The sequence below is a fragment of the Pseudonocardia bannensis genome (assembly GCF_012911875.1).
Classification (GTDB): domain Bacteria; phylum Actinomycetota; class Actinomycetes; order Mycobacteriales; family Pseudonocardiaceae; genus Pseudonocardia; species Pseudonocardia bannensis.
Window position 1 is genome coordinate 1 of sequence record NZ_JAAXKZ010000135.1, and the last position, 15,601, is coordinate 15,601.

The following is a 15,601-nucleotide window of genomic DNA, read 5'->3' on the forward strand; positions in this document are numbered from 1 at the left end:
CCCAGGTGGTGGCGGGGGCGGGATCGAGCCGACGTCCGGGGCGGACTCGGGCCAGACCAGCAGCACCGGGCACGGGGCGTGGTCGACGACGAACCGGGTGTCCGGGCCGAGGCTGCGCGGGCCGAGCCGGCTGCGGTCGCCGTCGCGCGCGCAGATGAGCAGGTCGGCCCCGTCGGCCGCCTTGACGACCTCACGCTCCAAACGGCCGGAGTGGTGCACGAGGGCCGTGGGACGGCCCAACCGCTCCGCGGCGCGGTCGAGCAGCTCGGCCGCGCTCGACTCCACCAATGCATCGAAACTCCGCTCTGGGTCGCGCGACCGCCTCCCGCGGCCGAGCAGGCCCGCGAACGCCCCGTGCGCGGCGGCGATCTCGCTTCCGTGAACGTGCAGCAGCACGATCTCCGCGTCCTCGGGGGCCCAGGCACGGACAGCGTCGATGCACGCCGGCCAGGTCCCCTCCGTCACCCACACGACCACCGTCGGAGCCGCTGACGCCATTGCCGATCAGCCTCCCGTCACCTGCAGCACCGCCCACAACGACACCGTCGCCCCGACGATCGTGGTCACCACGGTCACCAACCCGACCCGGGTGAATTCGCCCAGGCCCGGGTCGTGGTCGTGTTCCTGCAGGATCCGCCGCCACAGCAGGGTGGCCAACGATCCCACGTAGGTCAGATTGGGGCCCAGGTTCACCCCGATCACCGCGGCCAGGATCGGTCCGGCGCCGCCGGAGGCGAGCAGCGGCAGCAACGCCAGCACCGCGGGCAGGTTGTTGATGAGATTGGCCAGCACGGCCGCGGTCCCGGCGATCGCCAGCAGCGCGAGCAGGCCGCTGCCGTGCGGCAGGACGGCGGCCAGCAGCGACCCGAGGCCGTGGTCGACCACCGCGGCGACGACCACGCTCAGCGCGAGTACGAAGACGCAGAACAGCGGGCTGGCCGCGCCGACGAGTTTCCGGACGGTGGTGCGTCGCTGGGCGAGCGCCCGGCCGGCGAGCACCAGCATGCCGGCCAGCCCCACCCATACCGGCTCGATCCCGACCACCGAGGCCACCCCGAACCCGGCAAACATCAGCGCCAGCACGACCAGGGTGAAGAACGGCACCGCGGGCTGGTCCGTCGCCTTTTCTTGCCAGGAGAACTCGCCCGCTCCCGCCCGAAGGTCGGGGGCGAACATCAGACGCAGGACCGCGAACTCGATCGCGATGCTGACCAGCCAGGGCAGGAGCATGATCCCGCTGAAGGCGAGGAACGACAGCCCGGACGCGGTGAATGCCAGCAGATTGGTCAAGTTCGACACCGGCAGCAGCAGCGACGCCGTATTGGCTAGGTGTGTGCACGCGTACACGTGCGGCTTGGCGCGCACCCCCATCCGGTACGCGGTGGCGAACACCACCGGGGTAAGCAGCACGACGGTCGCGTCCAAGCTCAGCAATGCGGTCACCAGCGATGCCACCACGAACACCGCAACCAACAGCCGCACCGGCCGCCCACCACTGGCCCGGCCCATCACCGCGCCCGCGAGCGTGAACAGCCCTTCCCGCTCGCATAGCTCGGCGAGCACCAGCAGCACCGCCAGGAACACCACTACCGGTCCCAGCCGCGCCATCTGCGCGAAGGCCTCCGCCGGGGAGACACCCCCGATCACCACCACCAGCAGCGCCGCGGGCACCGCCGCTGTCACCTCCGGCAGCCCACCCGGGCGCGCCACGGCGAAAGCCAGCACCCCGAGTAGAAGGGCAGCGGCAACGACGCCGACGACGACACTCACCGCGGCAGTCTGTGCCAGGCGATCTCGCACGGCTACCGGCAGCCGTCCCGCGCGGCCGCCGAGCACGCCGCCTGACCACGGCGCTCGTGCCGACACCTGCCCATGCCGGATGGTCGTGGCCGACCCGCACAATCTCCACGACAACTGGCAGGACCAGCGCGCCCCCGTTGACCGGAACGGCCGAAGAGGTGTCTCGCGGCGCGGGCTCCTCCCTACCGGTGAGGTGGCGGGCGGGCCGCAAGGCACGTCCTTCCGCCGTGCGGCCCGCTGGCCGGTCTGGCTACCGTTGGGTGCGTCGTGAGAAGGCAGACGGCGCCACGACGAACCGATGCCTTACGCCACGCTCTCGCTCGACAATGGCGTCCACGCGAAGATCCTCAGCGACCGGATCAGCCACACCCACGAGGGGATCACCGTCCAGATCTACGGCCACCGATCCACCGGCCACGACCGTGAGGCCGCCGAGCTGATCCGGCAGCGGCTCGACGAGCAGCCCGGATAGAGCGTGCTGGTCACAGATCTGGTCACAAACCACATGCAAACGGCCCTCAGGATGAGATCCTGAGGGCCGTTTGACCTGGTAGCGGGGGCAGGATTCGAACCTGCGACCTCTGGGTTATGAGCCCAGCGAGCTACCGAGCTGCTCCACCCCGCGTTGCTGTGTTTCTGTTGTGCCTTGAACACTACACCCCTCCGAACGGCCCCTGCAGGGGGGGTCCCCTTCCCGCCGCCGGGGCCCGACAGGCCTCGCTTACCCACTCTGAGCTGCGACGATGTCCATCTCAGGGCCGCCGGACCGGTCGTCATGGCCGTTGTGGCCGGCCCGGACGTGACCTATCTCAAGTCCGAGCGGCGACGCCGGGGACGAAACGCCCGTGGGGGGCCGGCGAACCGGCCCCCCACGGGCGGTGTTTCCTCCACGAGCGCCGGGTGTCAGCCCCCGGGAGCCGGAGCCGGAGCCGGAGCCGGAGCCGAGGTCGCCGGCGCCGACTGTGCCGCCTGGAACTTCTGCACGGCGGCGTCGAGCGCCGCGAGCGCCTGACCCTGGGCGGCGAAGTCACCCGACTGCTGCGCCGCCTTCAGCTGGCTCAGCGCGCTCTGGATCTCCGCGGCGGCCGCGGCGAGCTGCGGGCTCGCCGCGCCCCCGTTGCCGGCCGACGGTGCGGGCGCCGCGCCTGCCGCGGGCGGTGCGGCCCCTTGAGAGCCAGGGGCGGTGGCGGTCGCCCCGGCCCCGGCCCCGGCCCCGAACACCTGGTCGAGCGCCGTCGCCAGGTTCGCGCTGTAACCGACCCGGCCGCCGTAGCTCACCAGCACCCGGGCGAGCTGCGGGTAGGACGCGTCCTGCCCGGCCCGCTCGATGTAGACCGGCTCGACATAGAGCAGGCCGCCGGCCACGGGCAGCGTGAGCAGGTTCCCGTAGTCGATCGTGGTCTGGTTCTGCCGCAGCAGGTTGAGCTCCTGGCTGACGTTCGGCGAACCGAGGAACTGCGCCTGCACCTGCTGCGGGCCGAGCGTCTGGGTCTCCGCCGGGAGTTGGAGCACCGTGATCCGGCCGTAGGTGTCCGGCTCGGAGCTCGCCGACATGTAGGCGGCCATGAACTGCCGCCTGAGACTGACCAGCGCGCTGGTCAGCTGGAAGTTCGCGCCGTCGTCGTTGGGCAGTCCGGCGAGCAGGTAGTACGGCGGCTGCGCGTCCTGCGACGCCCCGGTGTTGCCCTGCACCGTCGGGTCGGACGGCACGTCCCAGAACGAGACCGTCGAGAAGAACTCACTCGGGTTGTCGACGTGGTACCGGGTCAGCAGCTCGCGCTGGACCTTGAACTGGTCCTCCGGGTAGCGGAAGTGGTTGCGCAGCTCCGCCGTGATGTCGCCGGCCGGCTTGACCACGCCCGGGAAGACCTTCATCCAGGTCTGCAGCACCGGGTCGGTCTCGTCGAACGCGTACAGCGTGACGGTGCCGTTGTAGGCGTCGACGGTGGCCTTCACCGAGTTGCGCAGGTAGCTGACGTCGGTGTCGGGCAGCCGCTGCACCCCACCCTGGATGCTGTCCCGGGTGGCCTCGCCCAGCGGCACCCGCTCGGCGTACGGGTAGTTCTTCAGCGTCGTGTAGCCGTCGACGATCCACTGGATCCGGCCGTCGACGACGGCCGGGTACGGGTCGCCGTCGACCGTCAGCCACGGTGCCGCGGCCTCGACCCGGTTCCGTGGGTCGCGCACGTACATGATCTTCGAGTTGGCGTTGATCGAGCTGTTGAACAGGATGTTCCGCTCGCCGTAGGCCAGCGCGAACACCGTGCGGTGGAACAGGTCGCCGATGGGCACGCCGCCGGTGCCGGAGTAGGTGTACTGCTGGGTGTCCGTGTCGTACTCGCGCGGCGCGTCGCCCTCATCGGCGCCGACGATCGAGTAGTCGGTGATCAGCTCACCGTAGTAGATGCGCGGCTCGTCGACCGGGATGTCCCCCCGGGTGGTCGTGTCGCTGACGGTGAACCTGGGCAGACCGCCCTGACCGCCGGTGTCCTCCAGCGCGGCGTTGACCTGGTTCGCCGGCGCGGCCACGAAGCCGTTGCCGTGGGTGTAGACCAGGTGGCGGTTGATCCAGTCCTGCTGGTTCCCGACGAGCGCGCTGCTGTCGAGCTCACGCGCGGCGACGACGTAGTCCTGCTTCTGGCCGCTCACCGTGTACCGGTCGATGTCGAGCTTCTCCGGGAAGCCGTAGAAGTTCCGGCGCTGCTGGAGCTGGGTGAACGTCTTGGCGAGCTTGTTCGGGTCGAGCAGCCGGATGTTCGGGATCGTGTCGGTGTCGGCGCGGACCTGCGCCGGGGTGGCCGTCGAGGTCCCGCTGTAGGGCTCGATCGTCACCTTGTCCTCGGTCAGTCCGAACGCCTGCCGGGTCGCCTCGATGTTGCGGGCGATCGACGGGGCCTCGCGCTCGTTCGCGTTCGGCGCCACCACGAACTGCTGCAGAACCGCGGGCCAAGCGGCCCCGACCAGGACACTGGACAGGACGAGCAGCGCCACCGCGATCGCGGGCAGCTGCAGGTTGCGCCGGAACACGGCCGCGAAGAACGCCGCGGCACAGATCAGCGAGATGAACAGCAGGATCAGCTTCGCCGGCATCACGGCGTTGAGGTCCGTGTAGGTGGCGCCGGTGAAGTTCTGGTTCCGCTGGGAGAACAACAGCTCGTAGCGGTCCAGGTAGTAGGCGATCGCCTTCAGCAGCACGAACACGCCGGCCAGCGAGGCCAGCTGGGCGCGTGCCGCGGCGGAGACCTGGCCCGAGCGTCCGGTCAGCCGGATGCCGCCGAAGATGTAGTGGGTGACCAGCGCGACCACGAAGCTGACCGCGACCGCCACCATGAACCAGCTCAACAACAGCCGGTAGAACGGCAGCTCGAAGGCGTAGAAGCCGACGTCGTTGCCGAACTCGGGGTCGGTGATGCCGAACGGCGTGCTGTTCAGGAACATCTGGACGGTCTGCCAGTCGCCCTGCGCCGCGAGCCCCGCGACGACGCCCACCGCCACCGGGATGCCGATGGCGAACAGCCGCAGCCGCTGGATGATCACCGTGCGGTACCGGGCGATCGGGTCCTCCGGGCCCGTGACCGGCACGAACACCGGGCGGAACCGGTAGGCGATCCACAGCGCCAGCGCGACCAGCCCACCGACCAGCAACCCGCCCAGCAGGAACTGCACGATCCGGGTGAACAGCACCGTGGTGAAGACGCCACGGAAACCGACCTCCCCGAACCACAGCCAGTCGACATAGAAATCGATCAACCGGGAGCCGCTCAGCAGCACCACCACGAGTACACCGGCTGCGATGAGCAGGATCCGGGTACGGCGGGACAGTGCGGGGGCTCCCACCGGGGGCCGCATGGCCACGGGGCACGCTCCTGACGTCGGGGGTCGGGCGGACACGCCTCGCTCCGGGGCTACCCCGACGTCCCCGCACGTGCGGGAATCGTCCCGGCAGCCGGCCCGACGGCGCACCCTGCCGTGCCAACTCTACGGCTGCCGCGTGGAGTTCCCATCCCGGCGGTCGAATGTTCGGTTCGACCCGTTTGTGCGAATGGTCGACGGAGCGCAGGAGCGGCTACGTGCAGGCGGGAGCGGGCTTGCCCTCGCGCACCGCGTCGAGCCCGCTGACGGCGCCCTGCAGGTCGGCGACCTTGATCAGCTGGAGTCCGTCCGGAGCGTTCGCCGCCGCCTCCGCGCAGTTCTCCGCCGGCACGAGGAACACCGTCGCCCCGGCGTCGCGGGCCGCGCGCATCTTGAACGGGATACCACCGATCGGCTGCACCACGCCCTGCTGCGTGATCGCGCCGGTGCCGGCGACGAAGGCGCCACCGGTGAGGTCGCCCGGCGTCAGCTTGTCCACGACGGCGAGCGCGAACATCAGGCCGGCCGAGGGCCCGCCGATGTCGCCGAGGCTGATGGTGATGTCGCCCTCGCGCGGCTCCGCACCGGGCCGGACGCCGAGCAGGCCCTGAGCACGGTCCGGGCTGGAACCGAGCACGATGTCGGTATCGCGCTGCTCGCCGGCCCGGCGGTAGGTGATCGTGACGCGCTGGCCCGGCGTCGTCGCGGACAGCGCGTCGGACACCGAGGTAGGCGTGTCGACCGCCCGCCCGGCCACCGTCACCAGCTCGTCGCCCTGCTGGAGGACGCCCGCGGCCGGGGAGTCGGGCACGATCTCCGCGACCACCACCCGGGTCGGCACCCCCAGCAGGCTCATCGCCGCGACCTCGGCGTTGACCTCCGACGCGCTGAACTGCAGGGTGTTCTCCTCCTGTACCTGCTCGTCGGTCTTGTCCGGTGGGAAGACGCTGTCGCGCGGGACGACACGGCGTTCTCCGGCGATCCAGAAGCCGAGCGCCGTCAGCGCCGTCAGCCGGTCGGACACCGAGACCGTGGTCATGTTCAGCCGCCCGGTGGTCGGGTAGACCTCGCGCCCGTCGATCTCGACGACCTCGGTACCGTCGATCACACCGAGCGTGTCGAACGTCGGGCCGGGACCGAGCGCCACGAGCGGCACCTGCAGAGTCACACCCAGCAGGGCGAGCATCGCGGCGAGCAGCCCTGCGGCGACCAGCGTCAACGTCCGGCGCTTCACGGAGCAGCAACCTACGCTCCCGCAAGCCCACCCCGCGTACGGTGGTCGTATGAGCGACACCCCGTTCGGGTTCGGACCCGCCGACCGAGACCGCGACAAGGATCGCGACCCCGACCGCGCCGAGGGTTCGGGCGACCCGGGCTCATCGGGCAAGGAGGGACCGCAGGACCCCTTCGGCTTCGGGAACCTGCCCGGCATGCCGCCCGGGGGGATTCCGGGGTTCCCCGGCGGCCTGCCCGGCATGCCCGGTGGCGCGGGCGGTTTCGACATCAGCCAGCTCGGCCAGATGCTCACCCAGCTCGGCCAGATGCTGAGCCACGCCAGCACCTCCTCCGGCAGCGGGCCGGTCAACTATGAGCTGGCCGCCCAGCTGGCGACCCAGCGGCTGACCCAGACGACGTCGTCGCTGACCGCCGATCAGCGCGCCGCGGTGGCCGACGCGGTCAAGCTCGCCGAGCTCTGGCTGGACCCGGTCACCGACTTCCCCTCGGGCGCGACCGAGACCGTGGCCTGGTCGGCGACGGAGTGGGTGAAGGCCAGCATGCCGACGTGGCAGCGCCTGTGCGACCCGGTGGCACAGCGGGTGTCCGGCGCGTGGATCGACGGACTGCCCGAGGAGGCCCGGGCGGCCGCCGGCCCGATGCTGGCAATGCTCGGCCAGATGGGCGGGGTCGCGTTCGGCAGCCAGCTCGGCAACGGGCTCGCCGAGCTCGCCGCCGAGGTGCTGACCTCCACCGAGGTGGGCATCCCCGTCGGGCCGGACCGCACCGCGGCGCTGCTGCCCGAGGCCATCGAGAAGTTCACCGCGGGCCTGGACCGCCCGGCCAGCGAGGTCATGATCTTCCTCGCGGCCCGCGAAGCCGCCCACCAGCGGCTGTTCGCGTATGTCGGCTGGCTGCGGGAGCGGCTGCTGGGCACCGTCGAGGAGTACGCGCGCGGCATCCGCGTCGACACCTCACGCATCGAGGAGCTGGCCCGCCAGATCGACCCGACCAACCCGGCCTCCATCGAAGAGGCCATGCAGTCGGGGATGTTCGAGCCGCAGACCACTCCCGAGCAGAAGGCCGCCCTGGCCCGGCTCGAGACGCTGCTCGCGCTCGTCGAGGGCTGGGTCGACGCCGTCGTGGCCGACGCGGTCGGCGACCGGTTGCCCGGTGCCGACGCGCTGCGGGAGACGCTGCGCCGCCGCCGGGCCTCCGGCGGGCCGGCGGAGCAGACCTTCGCGACGATCGTCGGGCTGGAGCTGCGGCCGCGGAAGCTGCGGGCCGCAGCGGAGCTGTGGCGGCTGCTCGGCGAGGAGCGGGGTGTCGCGGGGCGCGACGCGCTCTGGGCCCACCCGGACCTGATGCCGGCCGCCGAGGATCTCGACGACCCCGCCGGGTTCGTGGCCCGCACCGACTCCGACCTCGACCCGATCAAGGAGATCGAGCGGCAGTTGCGGGCCGACGAGGCCATGGACAACGCCCGGTCCGGCTCGGCCACCAAGGACGAGGCGGCCGAGCCCGAGGCAGCCAGGGACGAGGCGGCCGACGACGGCACAGCCGACGGCACGGCCGACGACGACGGCACGGCCGACGGCTCTGGTCCGGACGCGCCGAAGACCTGACCTCCGGCCGTCCGTGATCGACGGACTCGGGACGTGAGCTGCACATGTGCAGCTCAGGTCCCGGGAACGTCGATCACCGCCTCGCGGCGCGCTGCGGGCAGCGGGGCGTCACCGGGCCTGCGCCGATGTCGCCGCACCACGTCGCGGAACGCGCCCGCGGTCTGGCCGCACCGCCGACGCGGCCGCGGGCCGAACGGCGCCGAGCCGGGCCGGGGTCAGCCGCCGGCCGCAGCCCCTTCGACGTCGTCGATCACCGGGTATTCGGTGGGTGGCTCCTCCCCGTCGATCCCGACCAGGCCGAGGCCGGCGGCGGCGGAGAGCCCTTCCAGGTATCCCATCGCCCGCTCGGTGCGCGGGTAGCGCCCCACCAACGACCAGAAGTAGTCGTCGTGGCCCGGGGCGAGCAGGTGGGCCAACTCGTGGACGAGCACGTAGTCGACGACCCAGCCGGGTGCGTCGCGCAGCCGCTCGCTGACCCGGATCGTGCCGTCGGCCGGGGTGCACGACGCCCACCGGGTGCGCATCGGCGCCACCCAGCGCACCGTCGTCGGCTCCGCCTCGCCGTCGAGGTAGCGGCGGGCGAGCTCCATGGCGCGCCGCTGCAGGGCGTCGTTGCCGGTCCGGGCGGGTGAACGTCGCCGCGCCTCGCTGCGTTCGAGCCGGCGGACCATCTCGTCCACCCAGTGGCGTTCCTCGGACTCGCTCATCCAGCCGGGGATGAACACGATGACCGTGTCGCCCTCTCGCCGAGCACTGACCATCCGGCGTCTCCGGTCGCTCCTTCTGACCTCGACGACCGCGGGACCCGCCATGAGTCCAGAGTATGCCCGCGATCGCCGGCGTCCGAAGACCGGCGACGCGGGACCGTGTCCCGATCCGGGAACGATGTTGTCCACACGCTCCGGGCTCGGTGTGGACAACCGGATGCGGCAGGTCGCCCATCGGCGCAGCATCGCGACATGCCACCCGTCCCACCGGCCGCTCCGGCCACCGTCGTCCTCGCGCCGCACCGCTCACTGCTGCACCGCGGGATCGCGTCCCGGCTGCTCGGCCTGGACCCGGCGTCGGCCATCGCGGCCGACGACCTGTCCCCGGCCCTCGCCGCGATGCTCGACGACCTGGTCGCTCCCGTGGACCGCGACATCCTGGTCGCGCGGGCGGCCCGGCGGGGGGCGAGCGCCGGGGAGGCCGACGAGCTGCTGCGGGAGCTGGTGGCGGCCGGTGCCGTCGTCGACGCGACCGCCCAGCACCGGCTCGCACGGCGCCGGGCCACAGCCGCGGTGCTGGTCCGCGGGGACGGGCCGCTGGCCGTCGGCATCGCCGCCGGGCTGGGCCGGGCCGGAGTGGGCGCCGTGCACATCGAGTCGGGCGGCGTCGTGCTGACCGCCGACCTGGGCACGGGGTACCTCGACGCCGACCGCGGCCGGAACCGAGGGGAGGCAGCCACGGACGCGGTCCGCCGGCTCGCCCCGGGGATCCGGGTCGGCGCCCTGCCCGCGCGCACCACCGCGGACCTGGTCGTCCTCACCGACGCCCTGGCCGTCGACGGTGCCACCGCGCGCGGGCTCGTCGACCGCGGGGTCCTCCACCTGCAGGTGCGGGTCCGCGACGGTCTCGGCATCGTCGGCCCGCTGGTGCTGCCCGCCCGGTCGGCCTGCCTGCACTGCCTGGATCTGTACCGGGCCGAACGGGACCCCGGCTGGCCGGCCGTGGCCGCCCAGCTCGTGGGGCGGCCGGGCCGGGCCGCCCCGCACTGCGTGCTCGCCACCGCCGGACTGGGTGTCGCCCAGGCGCTGGCCGCGCTCGACGGGCCGGCCGCCGGGCCGGCACCTGCCGCCGTCGACGCCACCCTGGAGCTCGACGCCGACGCCGGGCACCTCGTCCGCCGGCCGTGGACCCCGCATCCCGGATGCGGCTGCGGTGCGTCGCGGCTCCCGCTCGAGCCCGGCGCGGGCGCCGGTGAGCCGAACGCGACATGCGGGCTACCCGATCGTCAGGAGACAATTCAGAGGTGACCGAGATCCCGAGGCGGACCGCGGCCCGTACCGCGAAGCTGGCCAGCCTTCCGCTGGGCGTGGCCGGACGGGCCGCCGCAGGATGGGGCCGGCGGCTGATCGGGGGCAACAGCGAGCAGATCTCCGCCCAGCTGATGGCCAAGAGCGCCGAGCAGTTGTTCGCGGTGCTCGGCGAGCTCAAGGGCGGCGCGATGAAGTTCGGCCAGGCCCTGAGCGTCTTCGAGGCCGCCGTGCCCGAAGAGTTCGGCGAGCCGTACCGCGAAGCGCTGATCAAGCTGCAGTCCGCCGCTCCCCCGATGCCGGCCTCCGACGTGCACCGGATGCTCGCCGAGCAGTTCGGCCGCGGCTGGCGGAGCCGCTTCGAGGAGTTCGACGACACCCCCGCGGCCGCCGCGAGCATCGGCCAGGTGCACCGCGCGGTCTGGCGGGACGGCCGCGAGGTCGCCGTCAAGGTCCAGTACCCGGGGGCCGAGGAGGCGGTGCTCTCCGACCTGCGCCAGCTCTCCCGGATGAGCCGGCTGCTGCAACCGCTTGCGCCCGGCATGGAGATCAAGCCGCTGATCAACGAACTGCGCGAGCGGATGGTCGAGGAGCTCGACTACCGCGACGAGGCCGCCAACCAGCGCGCCTTCGCCGCGACGTTCGAGGGCGACGACAAGGTCAAGGTGCCCCGCGTCGTCGCGTCCGCGCCGCGGGCGATGGTGAGCGAGTGGGTCACCGGCCGCCCGTTGTCGTCGATCATCAGGGCGGGCACGCAGGACGAGCGGGACACCGCGGCGGCGCTGCTCGCCGAGTTCCACTACTCGGCGCCCGCACGGGCCGGGCTGCTGCACGCCGACCCGCACCCCGGCAACTTCCAGATCCTCGACGACGGCCGGTTGCTCGTCATCGACTACGGCGCGGTCGCCCGGCTCCCCGACGGGCTGCCCCGGCCCTTGACGATGATGACCAAGTACGCGCTGCAGAAGCGGTCCGACGAGCTCATGGCGCTGATGCGCGCGGAGGGCTTCGTCCGGCCGGAGACGACGATCACGGCGGACGAGGCCATCGCGTATCTCGCACCCTTCACCGAGCCGCTGGGCACCGAGACGTTCCGGTTCAACCGCCGCTGGCTGCAGCGCCAGGCCGAGCGGGTCGGCGACCTGCGCAGCCCCGACTTCGACACCGGCCGGTCGCTCAACCTGCCGCCGCAGTACCTGCTCGTGCACCGGGTGACGCTCGGCACGCTCGGCGTGCTGTGCCAGCTCGACGCCGACGTGCCGCTGCGCGGCATCGTCGGCCACTGGCAGCCGGACCTGTTCGACGACGAGGCTCCGGCTGCCGGGAGCTGATTCCCCCGGCCGCGGTGCCGGTCAGACGACGCGGAGCCGGTGGCGAGCCCGTTCGGCGCGCCGCTCCGCGTACCGGGCCAGCAACGCCCAGCGGCGCCCTGCGCTCAGTTGGCGGGCCAACCGGTGCCGGCGGGCGGCCGCCTCCGCTTCTTGCTGTCTCGATCGGGCCAGGGCTTCGTGGAGCAACATCGCGGTTCCCTCTCGGTCACGGTCCGCCGGTCGCGCATCGCTCAGGGCGAGCTGGAAGGTGCTGACGTCGGTCATCGGTTCTTCTTCCTCGGTCTCAAGGGCTCCGCGGCCCCGGTGAGCAGGTGGACTGAGCTCAGGCGATCGCCGCGGCGTAGGCGCGGTCGTGTTCCAGGTCGACCTTGCGGGGACGACCTCGCGGGCGCTTGCGTGGGATCACCACGCCCCGCTCGAAGATCTCGCCGCCCCAGACCCCCCAGGGCTCCTCGCGGTTGAGCGCGCCGGCCAGGCACTCGGCCCGGACCGGACACGATCCGCAGAGCGCCTTGGCCTGCTCGAGCTCGGCGGGGGACTCGGCGAACCACAGGTCCGCGTCGCCCGAGCGGCAGGGCAGGTCGAGCCCCGCCTCGGGCGCTGCATCGAGTAGGGCACCCAGGTCAGAGGCGGTGTGACCGCCCAAGTCCTCGGGCGTGACCGCTCCGCCGTCCAACGGAACTGATCGGACTAGCACCGCACAACCTCCTGGTGAGAGACGTGGTCGGGACAAACAAAAGGGCCGCGGATCCCGGTGTGGGTTCCGCGGCCCTGAAACTTCGGCCGACGAGCGTCTGCGACCTACGGTCGATATCGACGCCCGGGAACGGACACACCGGTGCTGTTATCGGTGAGGATCGGGGTGACGGTGCGCGGCACCAGGGGCAGCTGCTTCCAGCAGCGCTGCTCGGGCACGAAGGACACCGCAGAGCCGGCACGCAGACGGGCGCCCGAGAGGGCGCCGTGGGCCGCGGAGATGCCGGTCATCCCGATCGTCGTGATCTTCTCCATGACGGGCACCCCCTCTCGGGCTCTCGCGCTCATACGTGTGGACGGGCTGCTCCCGTCCGGTGACAAGAAGGTTAGAAGGCGCGCGCAGAAGCGCACAACCTATTTATTTCCTTGATCAGGGAATCAGTTCGCGCCGTCCTGGCCGTCGGTCACCAGGGCCAGGACCTCCGGCCCGTACCGGTCGAGCTTGCGGGCCCCGATGCCGGGGATGCCGACGAGTGCCGCCGGGTCGGCGGGGCGCTGCTCCGCGATGGCGGTGAGCGTGGCGTCGGTGAACACGACGTAGGCCGGGACCTGCTGCTCCTTGGCCGTGCTGCTGCGCCACTCCTTCAGCCGGTCGAGCAGTTCGAGGTCCACATCGGACGGACAGTCGCCGCAGCGGCGCAGCTTCATCGCCTCGGTGCCGATCAGCGGGGAACCGCAGATCCGGCACTTCGGCTTGGTCCCGCCGGTCCGCCCGGCCGGGATCCGCGACGCCGGGTGGTGATCCGGGATCAGCCCGTAGAGGAACCGGCTGCGACGGCGGTGCCGGCGCCCGCCCGGCGAGCGCGACAGCGCCCAGGACAGCGAGACGACACGCCGGGCCCGGGTGAGGCCGACGTAGAGCAGCCGGCGCTCCTCCTCGATCGCCTCGTCATCGCCCTCGGCGTGCTGGATCGGCAACGTGCCGTCGACGAGGCCGACGAGGAACACCACGTCCCACTCCAGGCCCTTCGCTGCGTGCAGCGACGCCAGGGTGACGCCCTGGACGGTCGGCGGGTGCGAGGCGTCGGCCCGGGACTCGAGCTCGGCGACGAAGCGCCGCAGATCGGCCTCCGGTTCCACGGCGACGAGCTCCTCGGCCAGCCCGACGAGGGCCAGCAGGGACTCCCACTGCGCGCGGGCGTTCGCGCCCGACGGCGGTTCGTCGGTGAGCCCGACCGGTGCGAGCAGCGCCCGGACCACGTCGACGAGCTCAGCGCCCTCCGGCCCGGGCCCCGCCGTACGCAGCACACCGACCGCGCGTCGCACCTCGGGCCGGGCGAAGAAGCGCTCGCCGCCGCGCACCTGGTACGGCACCCCGACGTCGGTGAGCGCCTGCTCGTAGACCTCGGACTGTGCGTTGATCCGGAACAGCACCGCGATCTCCGAGGCCGGGGTGCCGTCGGCGACCAGGCGGCGGATCTTCGCCGCGACGGCGTTCGCCTCCGCGGGCTCGTCGTCGTACTCGGCGAAGTCCGGGTCCGGCCCGGGCGGGAGCTGGCCGACGAGCTGCAGCCGGGTACCGGCGACCCGGCCACGGGCCGCGGAGATCAGCGTGTTCGCGGCGGCGACGACCTGTGGGGTGGAACGGTAGTCGCGCTGCAACCGGACGACGACCGCCTCGGGGAACCGGCGCGGGAAGTCGAGCAGGTGGCGCGGGCTGGCCCCGGCGAAGGTGTAGATCGTCTGGTTGGCGTCGCCGACGACGGTGATGTCGTCGCGCTCGCCGAGCCACGCGTCGAGCACCCGCTGTTGCAGTGCGGTGACGTCCTGGTACTCGTCGACGACGAAGCAGCGGTAGCGGTCGTGGAACTCCTGCGCCACATCCGGGTGGTCCTCGAGCGCGGCCGCCGTGTGCAGCAGCAGATCGTCGAAGTCGAGCATCTCGGCGCGGTTCTTCAGCGCCTCGTACCCGGCGTAGACGGCCGCGACCTGCTCGGCCGGACCCGGGACGTCGCGGCGCAGTCGGGCCACCGCGGCCGGATAGTCCTCAGGGGTGATCAGGCTGGCCTTGGCCCACTCGATCTCGCCGGCGAGGTCGCGCAGCGAGTCCTGGTCGGTGCCCGCCTTGACGCGGGCGGCGGCCTGCCCGACGAAGCGCAGCTTGCCCTCGATCAGCTGCCAGTGCGGGCCGCCGACGACACGGGGCCAGAAGTAGCGCAACTGGCGCAGCGCGGCGGCGTGGAAGGTGCGGGCCTGCACCCCGTTCGCGCCCAGCACCCGCAACCGGGTGCGCAGCTCCCCCGCCGCGCGGGCGGTGAAGGTGACCGCGAGGACCTGGCCGGGGGCGACGTGGCCGGCGCGGACCAGATGCGCGATCCGCTGGGTGATCGTCCGGGTCTTGCCGGTGCCGGCGCCGGCCAGCACGCAGACCGGCCCCCGGGGCGCCGTCACCGCGGCCCGCTGCTCGTCGTCCAGGGCATGCAGGGGGTCGAGGGGCTCGGCAGTCACCGCTCCATCCTGACAGGCCGCCCCGACGGCGCAGCCCGGATCCGGGGCCCTCCACACCGATCGTGGTTGACCGGGCCGCTGCCCCTGAGTGATACGGGCCACATCGGGCGGTGGAAGAGCAGGCTCGCCTCCTCGTGTTGATTCCGGCATGGCTCAGCTGACGATGTACTCGACCACCTGGTGCGGCTACTGCCGTCGCCTCAAGCTCCAGCTCGACGAGGCCGGCATCGCGTACCGGGAGATCAACATCGAGCGGGATCCCGATGCCGCTCGATTCGTCGAGGGCGTCAACGGCGGCAACCAGACCGTGCCGACGGTGCTGTTCCCGGACGAGACCACCGCGACGAACCCGTCGTTCGCCGAGGTGAAGGCGAAGCTCGAGGCCACAGCGGCCTGAGTCCGTCCCGCATCGCGGAAAGGCCCCTCCACGCCGTGCTCGGGTTCTAGCGGTCGCTGCAACACCTCGATCATGAGGAGTTGCAGCGACCGTGGCCGTTGTGGGGCGGGTTGTGCATCGGGCGGAGTCCGCCCGGCTGCGTGAGGAGTTCCTGGCGCGGTT

14 protein-coding genes and 1 tRNA gene are annotated in these 15,601 nt (G+C 72.2%); 5 read left to right on the forward strand and 10 right to left on the reverse strand.

The features are described from left to right. On the reverse strand, positions 1 to 465 hold a 465-nt coding region (locus HF519_RS25340; protein WP_211170558.1), incomplete at its 3' end, for a universal stress protein. Between the two features lie 39 nt (positions 466 to 504). Next, positions 505 to 1,770 (reverse strand): SLC13 family permease, encoded by a 1,266-nt coding sequence (locus tag HF519_RS25345; RefSeq protein ID WP_169415514.1) that lies wholly within the window; start codon positions 1,768 to 1,770, stop codon positions 505 to 507. A 328-nt stretch (positions 1,771 to 2,098) separates the two neighbouring features. Here HF519_RS25345 and HF519_RS25350 point away from each other — a divergent pair, with 328 nt between their 5' ends. Further along, entirely contained in the window at positions 2,099 to 2,272 is a 174-nt protein-coding gene (locus tag HF519_RS25350) for a site-specific integrase (RefSeq protein WP_169415515.1), read from the forward strand. A gap of 76 nt (positions 2,273 to 2,348) precedes the next feature. On the opposite strand, the gene HF519_RS25355 is transcribed toward HF519_RS25350, so the two are convergent. The 3 genes from HF519_RS25355 to HF519_RS25365 all read right to left on the reverse strand — a co-directional run bounded on the left by HF519_RS25355 (position 2,349) and on the right by HF519_RS25365 (position 6,886). Then, positions 2,349 to 2,425, reverse strand: a tRNA-Met gene (locus HF519_RS25355). 278 nt (positions 2,426 to 2,703) lie between these two features. Continuing rightward, complete coding sequence (locus HF519_RS25360; RefSeq protein ID WP_169415525.1) at positions 2,704 to 5,649, reverse strand: UPF0182 family protein; 2,946 nt, start codon at positions 5,647 to 5,649, stop codon at positions 2,704 to 2,706. Between the two features lie 217 nt (positions 5,650 to 5,866). After that, the gene (locus tag HF519_RS25365; protein ID WP_169415516.1) at positions 5,867 to 6,886 is read right to left on the reverse strand and encodes a YlbL family protein; all 1,020 of its coding nucleotides are present in this window, start codon (positions 6,884 to 6,886) and stop codon (positions 5,867 to 5,869) included. A gap of 49 nt (positions 6,887 to 6,935) precedes the next feature. Here HF519_RS25365 and HF519_RS25370 point away from each other — a divergent pair, with 49 nt between their 5' ends. After that, entirely contained in the window at positions 6,936 to 8,492 is a 1,557-nt protein-coding gene (locus HF519_RS25370) for a zinc-dependent metalloprotease (protein ID WP_169415517.1), read from the forward strand. A gap of 215 nt (positions 8,493 to 8,707) precedes the next feature. Here the strand turns inward: HF519_RS25370 and HF519_RS25375 are convergent, their stop codons facing one another. Next, entirely contained in the window at positions 8,708 to 9,304 is a 597-nt protein-coding gene (locus HF519_RS25375; protein WP_169415518.1) for a M48 metallopeptidase family protein, read from the reverse strand. Between the two features lie 147 nt (positions 9,305 to 9,451). Here HF519_RS25375 and HF519_RS25380 point away from each other — a divergent pair, with 147 nt between their 5' ends. Together HF519_RS25380 and HF519_RS25385 are read left to right on the forward strand one after the other, a co-directional pair. Then, positions 9,452 to 10,507 carry a ThiF family adenylyltransferase gene (locus tag HF519_RS25380; protein ID WP_169415519.1) on the forward strand — a complete coding sequence of 352 codons (1,056 nt, stop codon included), beginning with the start codon at positions 9,452 to 9,454 and terminating at the stop codon, positions 10,505 to 10,507. Beyond that, positions 10,504 to 11,838 carry an ABC1 kinase family protein gene (locus HF519_RS25385; protein WP_169415520.1) on the forward strand — a complete coding sequence of 445 codons (1,335 nt, stop codon included), beginning with the start codon at positions 10,504 to 10,506 and terminating at the stop codon, positions 11,836 to 11,838. The genes HF519_RS25380 and HF519_RS25385 overlap by 4 nt, the downstream gene beginning before the upstream one ends. A 21-nt stretch (positions 11,839 to 11,859) precedes the next feature. Here HF519_RS25385 and HF519_RS25390 read toward each other — a convergent pair whose 3' ends face one another. From HF519_RS25390 to HF519_RS25405, 4 genes are all read right to left on the reverse strand, one after another. Beyond that, positions 11,860 to 12,102, reverse strand: coding sequence for a hypothetical protein (locus HF519_RS25390; protein WP_169415512.1), 243 nt, complete (start codon positions 12,100 to 12,102; stop codon positions 11,860 to 11,862). Positions 12,103 to 12,160: 58 nt separating this feature from the next. After that, entirely contained in the window at positions 12,161 to 12,484 is a 324-nt protein-coding gene (locus HF519_RS25395; RefSeq protein ID WP_211170560.1) for a WhiB family transcriptional regulator, read from the reverse strand. Between the two features lie 155 nt (positions 12,485 to 12,639). Next, the gene (locus HF519_RS25400; RefSeq protein WP_169415522.1) at positions 12,640 to 12,849 is read right to left on the reverse strand and encodes a hypothetical protein; all 210 of its coding nucleotides are present in this window, start codon (positions 12,847 to 12,849) and stop codon (positions 12,640 to 12,642) included. Between the two features lie 123 nt (positions 12,850 to 12,972). Continuing rightward, positions 12,973 to 15,042 (reverse strand): ATP-dependent DNA helicase UvrD2, encoded by a 2,070-nt coding sequence (locus tag HF519_RS25405; RefSeq protein WP_169415523.1) that lies wholly within the window; start codon positions 15,040 to 15,042, stop codon positions 12,973 to 12,975. A 148-nt stretch (positions 15,043 to 15,190) separates the two neighbouring features. Between HF519_RS25405 and HF519_RS25410 the strand changes: the two genes are divergently transcribed. After that, positions 15,191 to 15,439, forward strand: coding sequence for a mycoredoxin (locus tag HF519_RS25410; RefSeq protein WP_169415524.1), 249 nt, complete (start codon positions 15,191 to 15,193; stop codon positions 15,437 to 15,439). Positions 15,440 to 15,601 lie beyond the last annotated feature (162 nt).

Excerpts from the sequence above, each read along its gene's own strand:
- HF519_RS25350 (WP_169415515.1), top strand. The coding sequence starts at position 2,099 with ATGCCTTACGCCACGCTCTCGCTCGACAATGGCGTCCACGCGAAGATC.
- HF519_RS25360 (WP_169415525.1), bottom strand. The coding sequence starts at position 5,649 with ATGCGGCCCCCGGTGGGAGCCCCCGCACTGTCCCGCCGTACCCGGATC.
- HF519_RS25370 (WP_169415517.1), top strand. The coding sequence starts at position 6,936 with ATGAGCGACACCCCGTTCGGGTTCGGACCCGCCGACCGAGACCGCGAC.
- HF519_RS25375 (WP_169415518.1), bottom strand. The coding sequence starts at position 9,304 with ATGGCGGGTCCCGCGGTCGTCGAGGTCAGAAGGAGCGACCGGAGACGC.
- HF519_RS25380 (WP_169415519.1), top strand. The coding sequence starts at position 9,452 with ATGCCACCCGTCCCACCGGCCGCTCCGGCCACCGTCGTCCTCGCGCCG.
- HF519_RS25390 (WP_169415512.1), bottom strand. The coding sequence starts at position 12,102 with ATGACCGACGTCAGCACCTTCCAGCTCGCCCTGAGCGATGCGCGACCG.
- HF519_RS25400 (WP_169415522.1), bottom strand. The coding sequence starts at position 12,849 with ATGGAGAAGATCACGACGATCGGGATGACCGGCATCTCCGCGGCCCAC.
- HF519_RS25410 (WP_169415524.1), top strand. The coding sequence starts at position 15,191 with ATGGCTCAGCTGACGATGTACTCGACCACCTGGTGCGGCTACTGCCGT.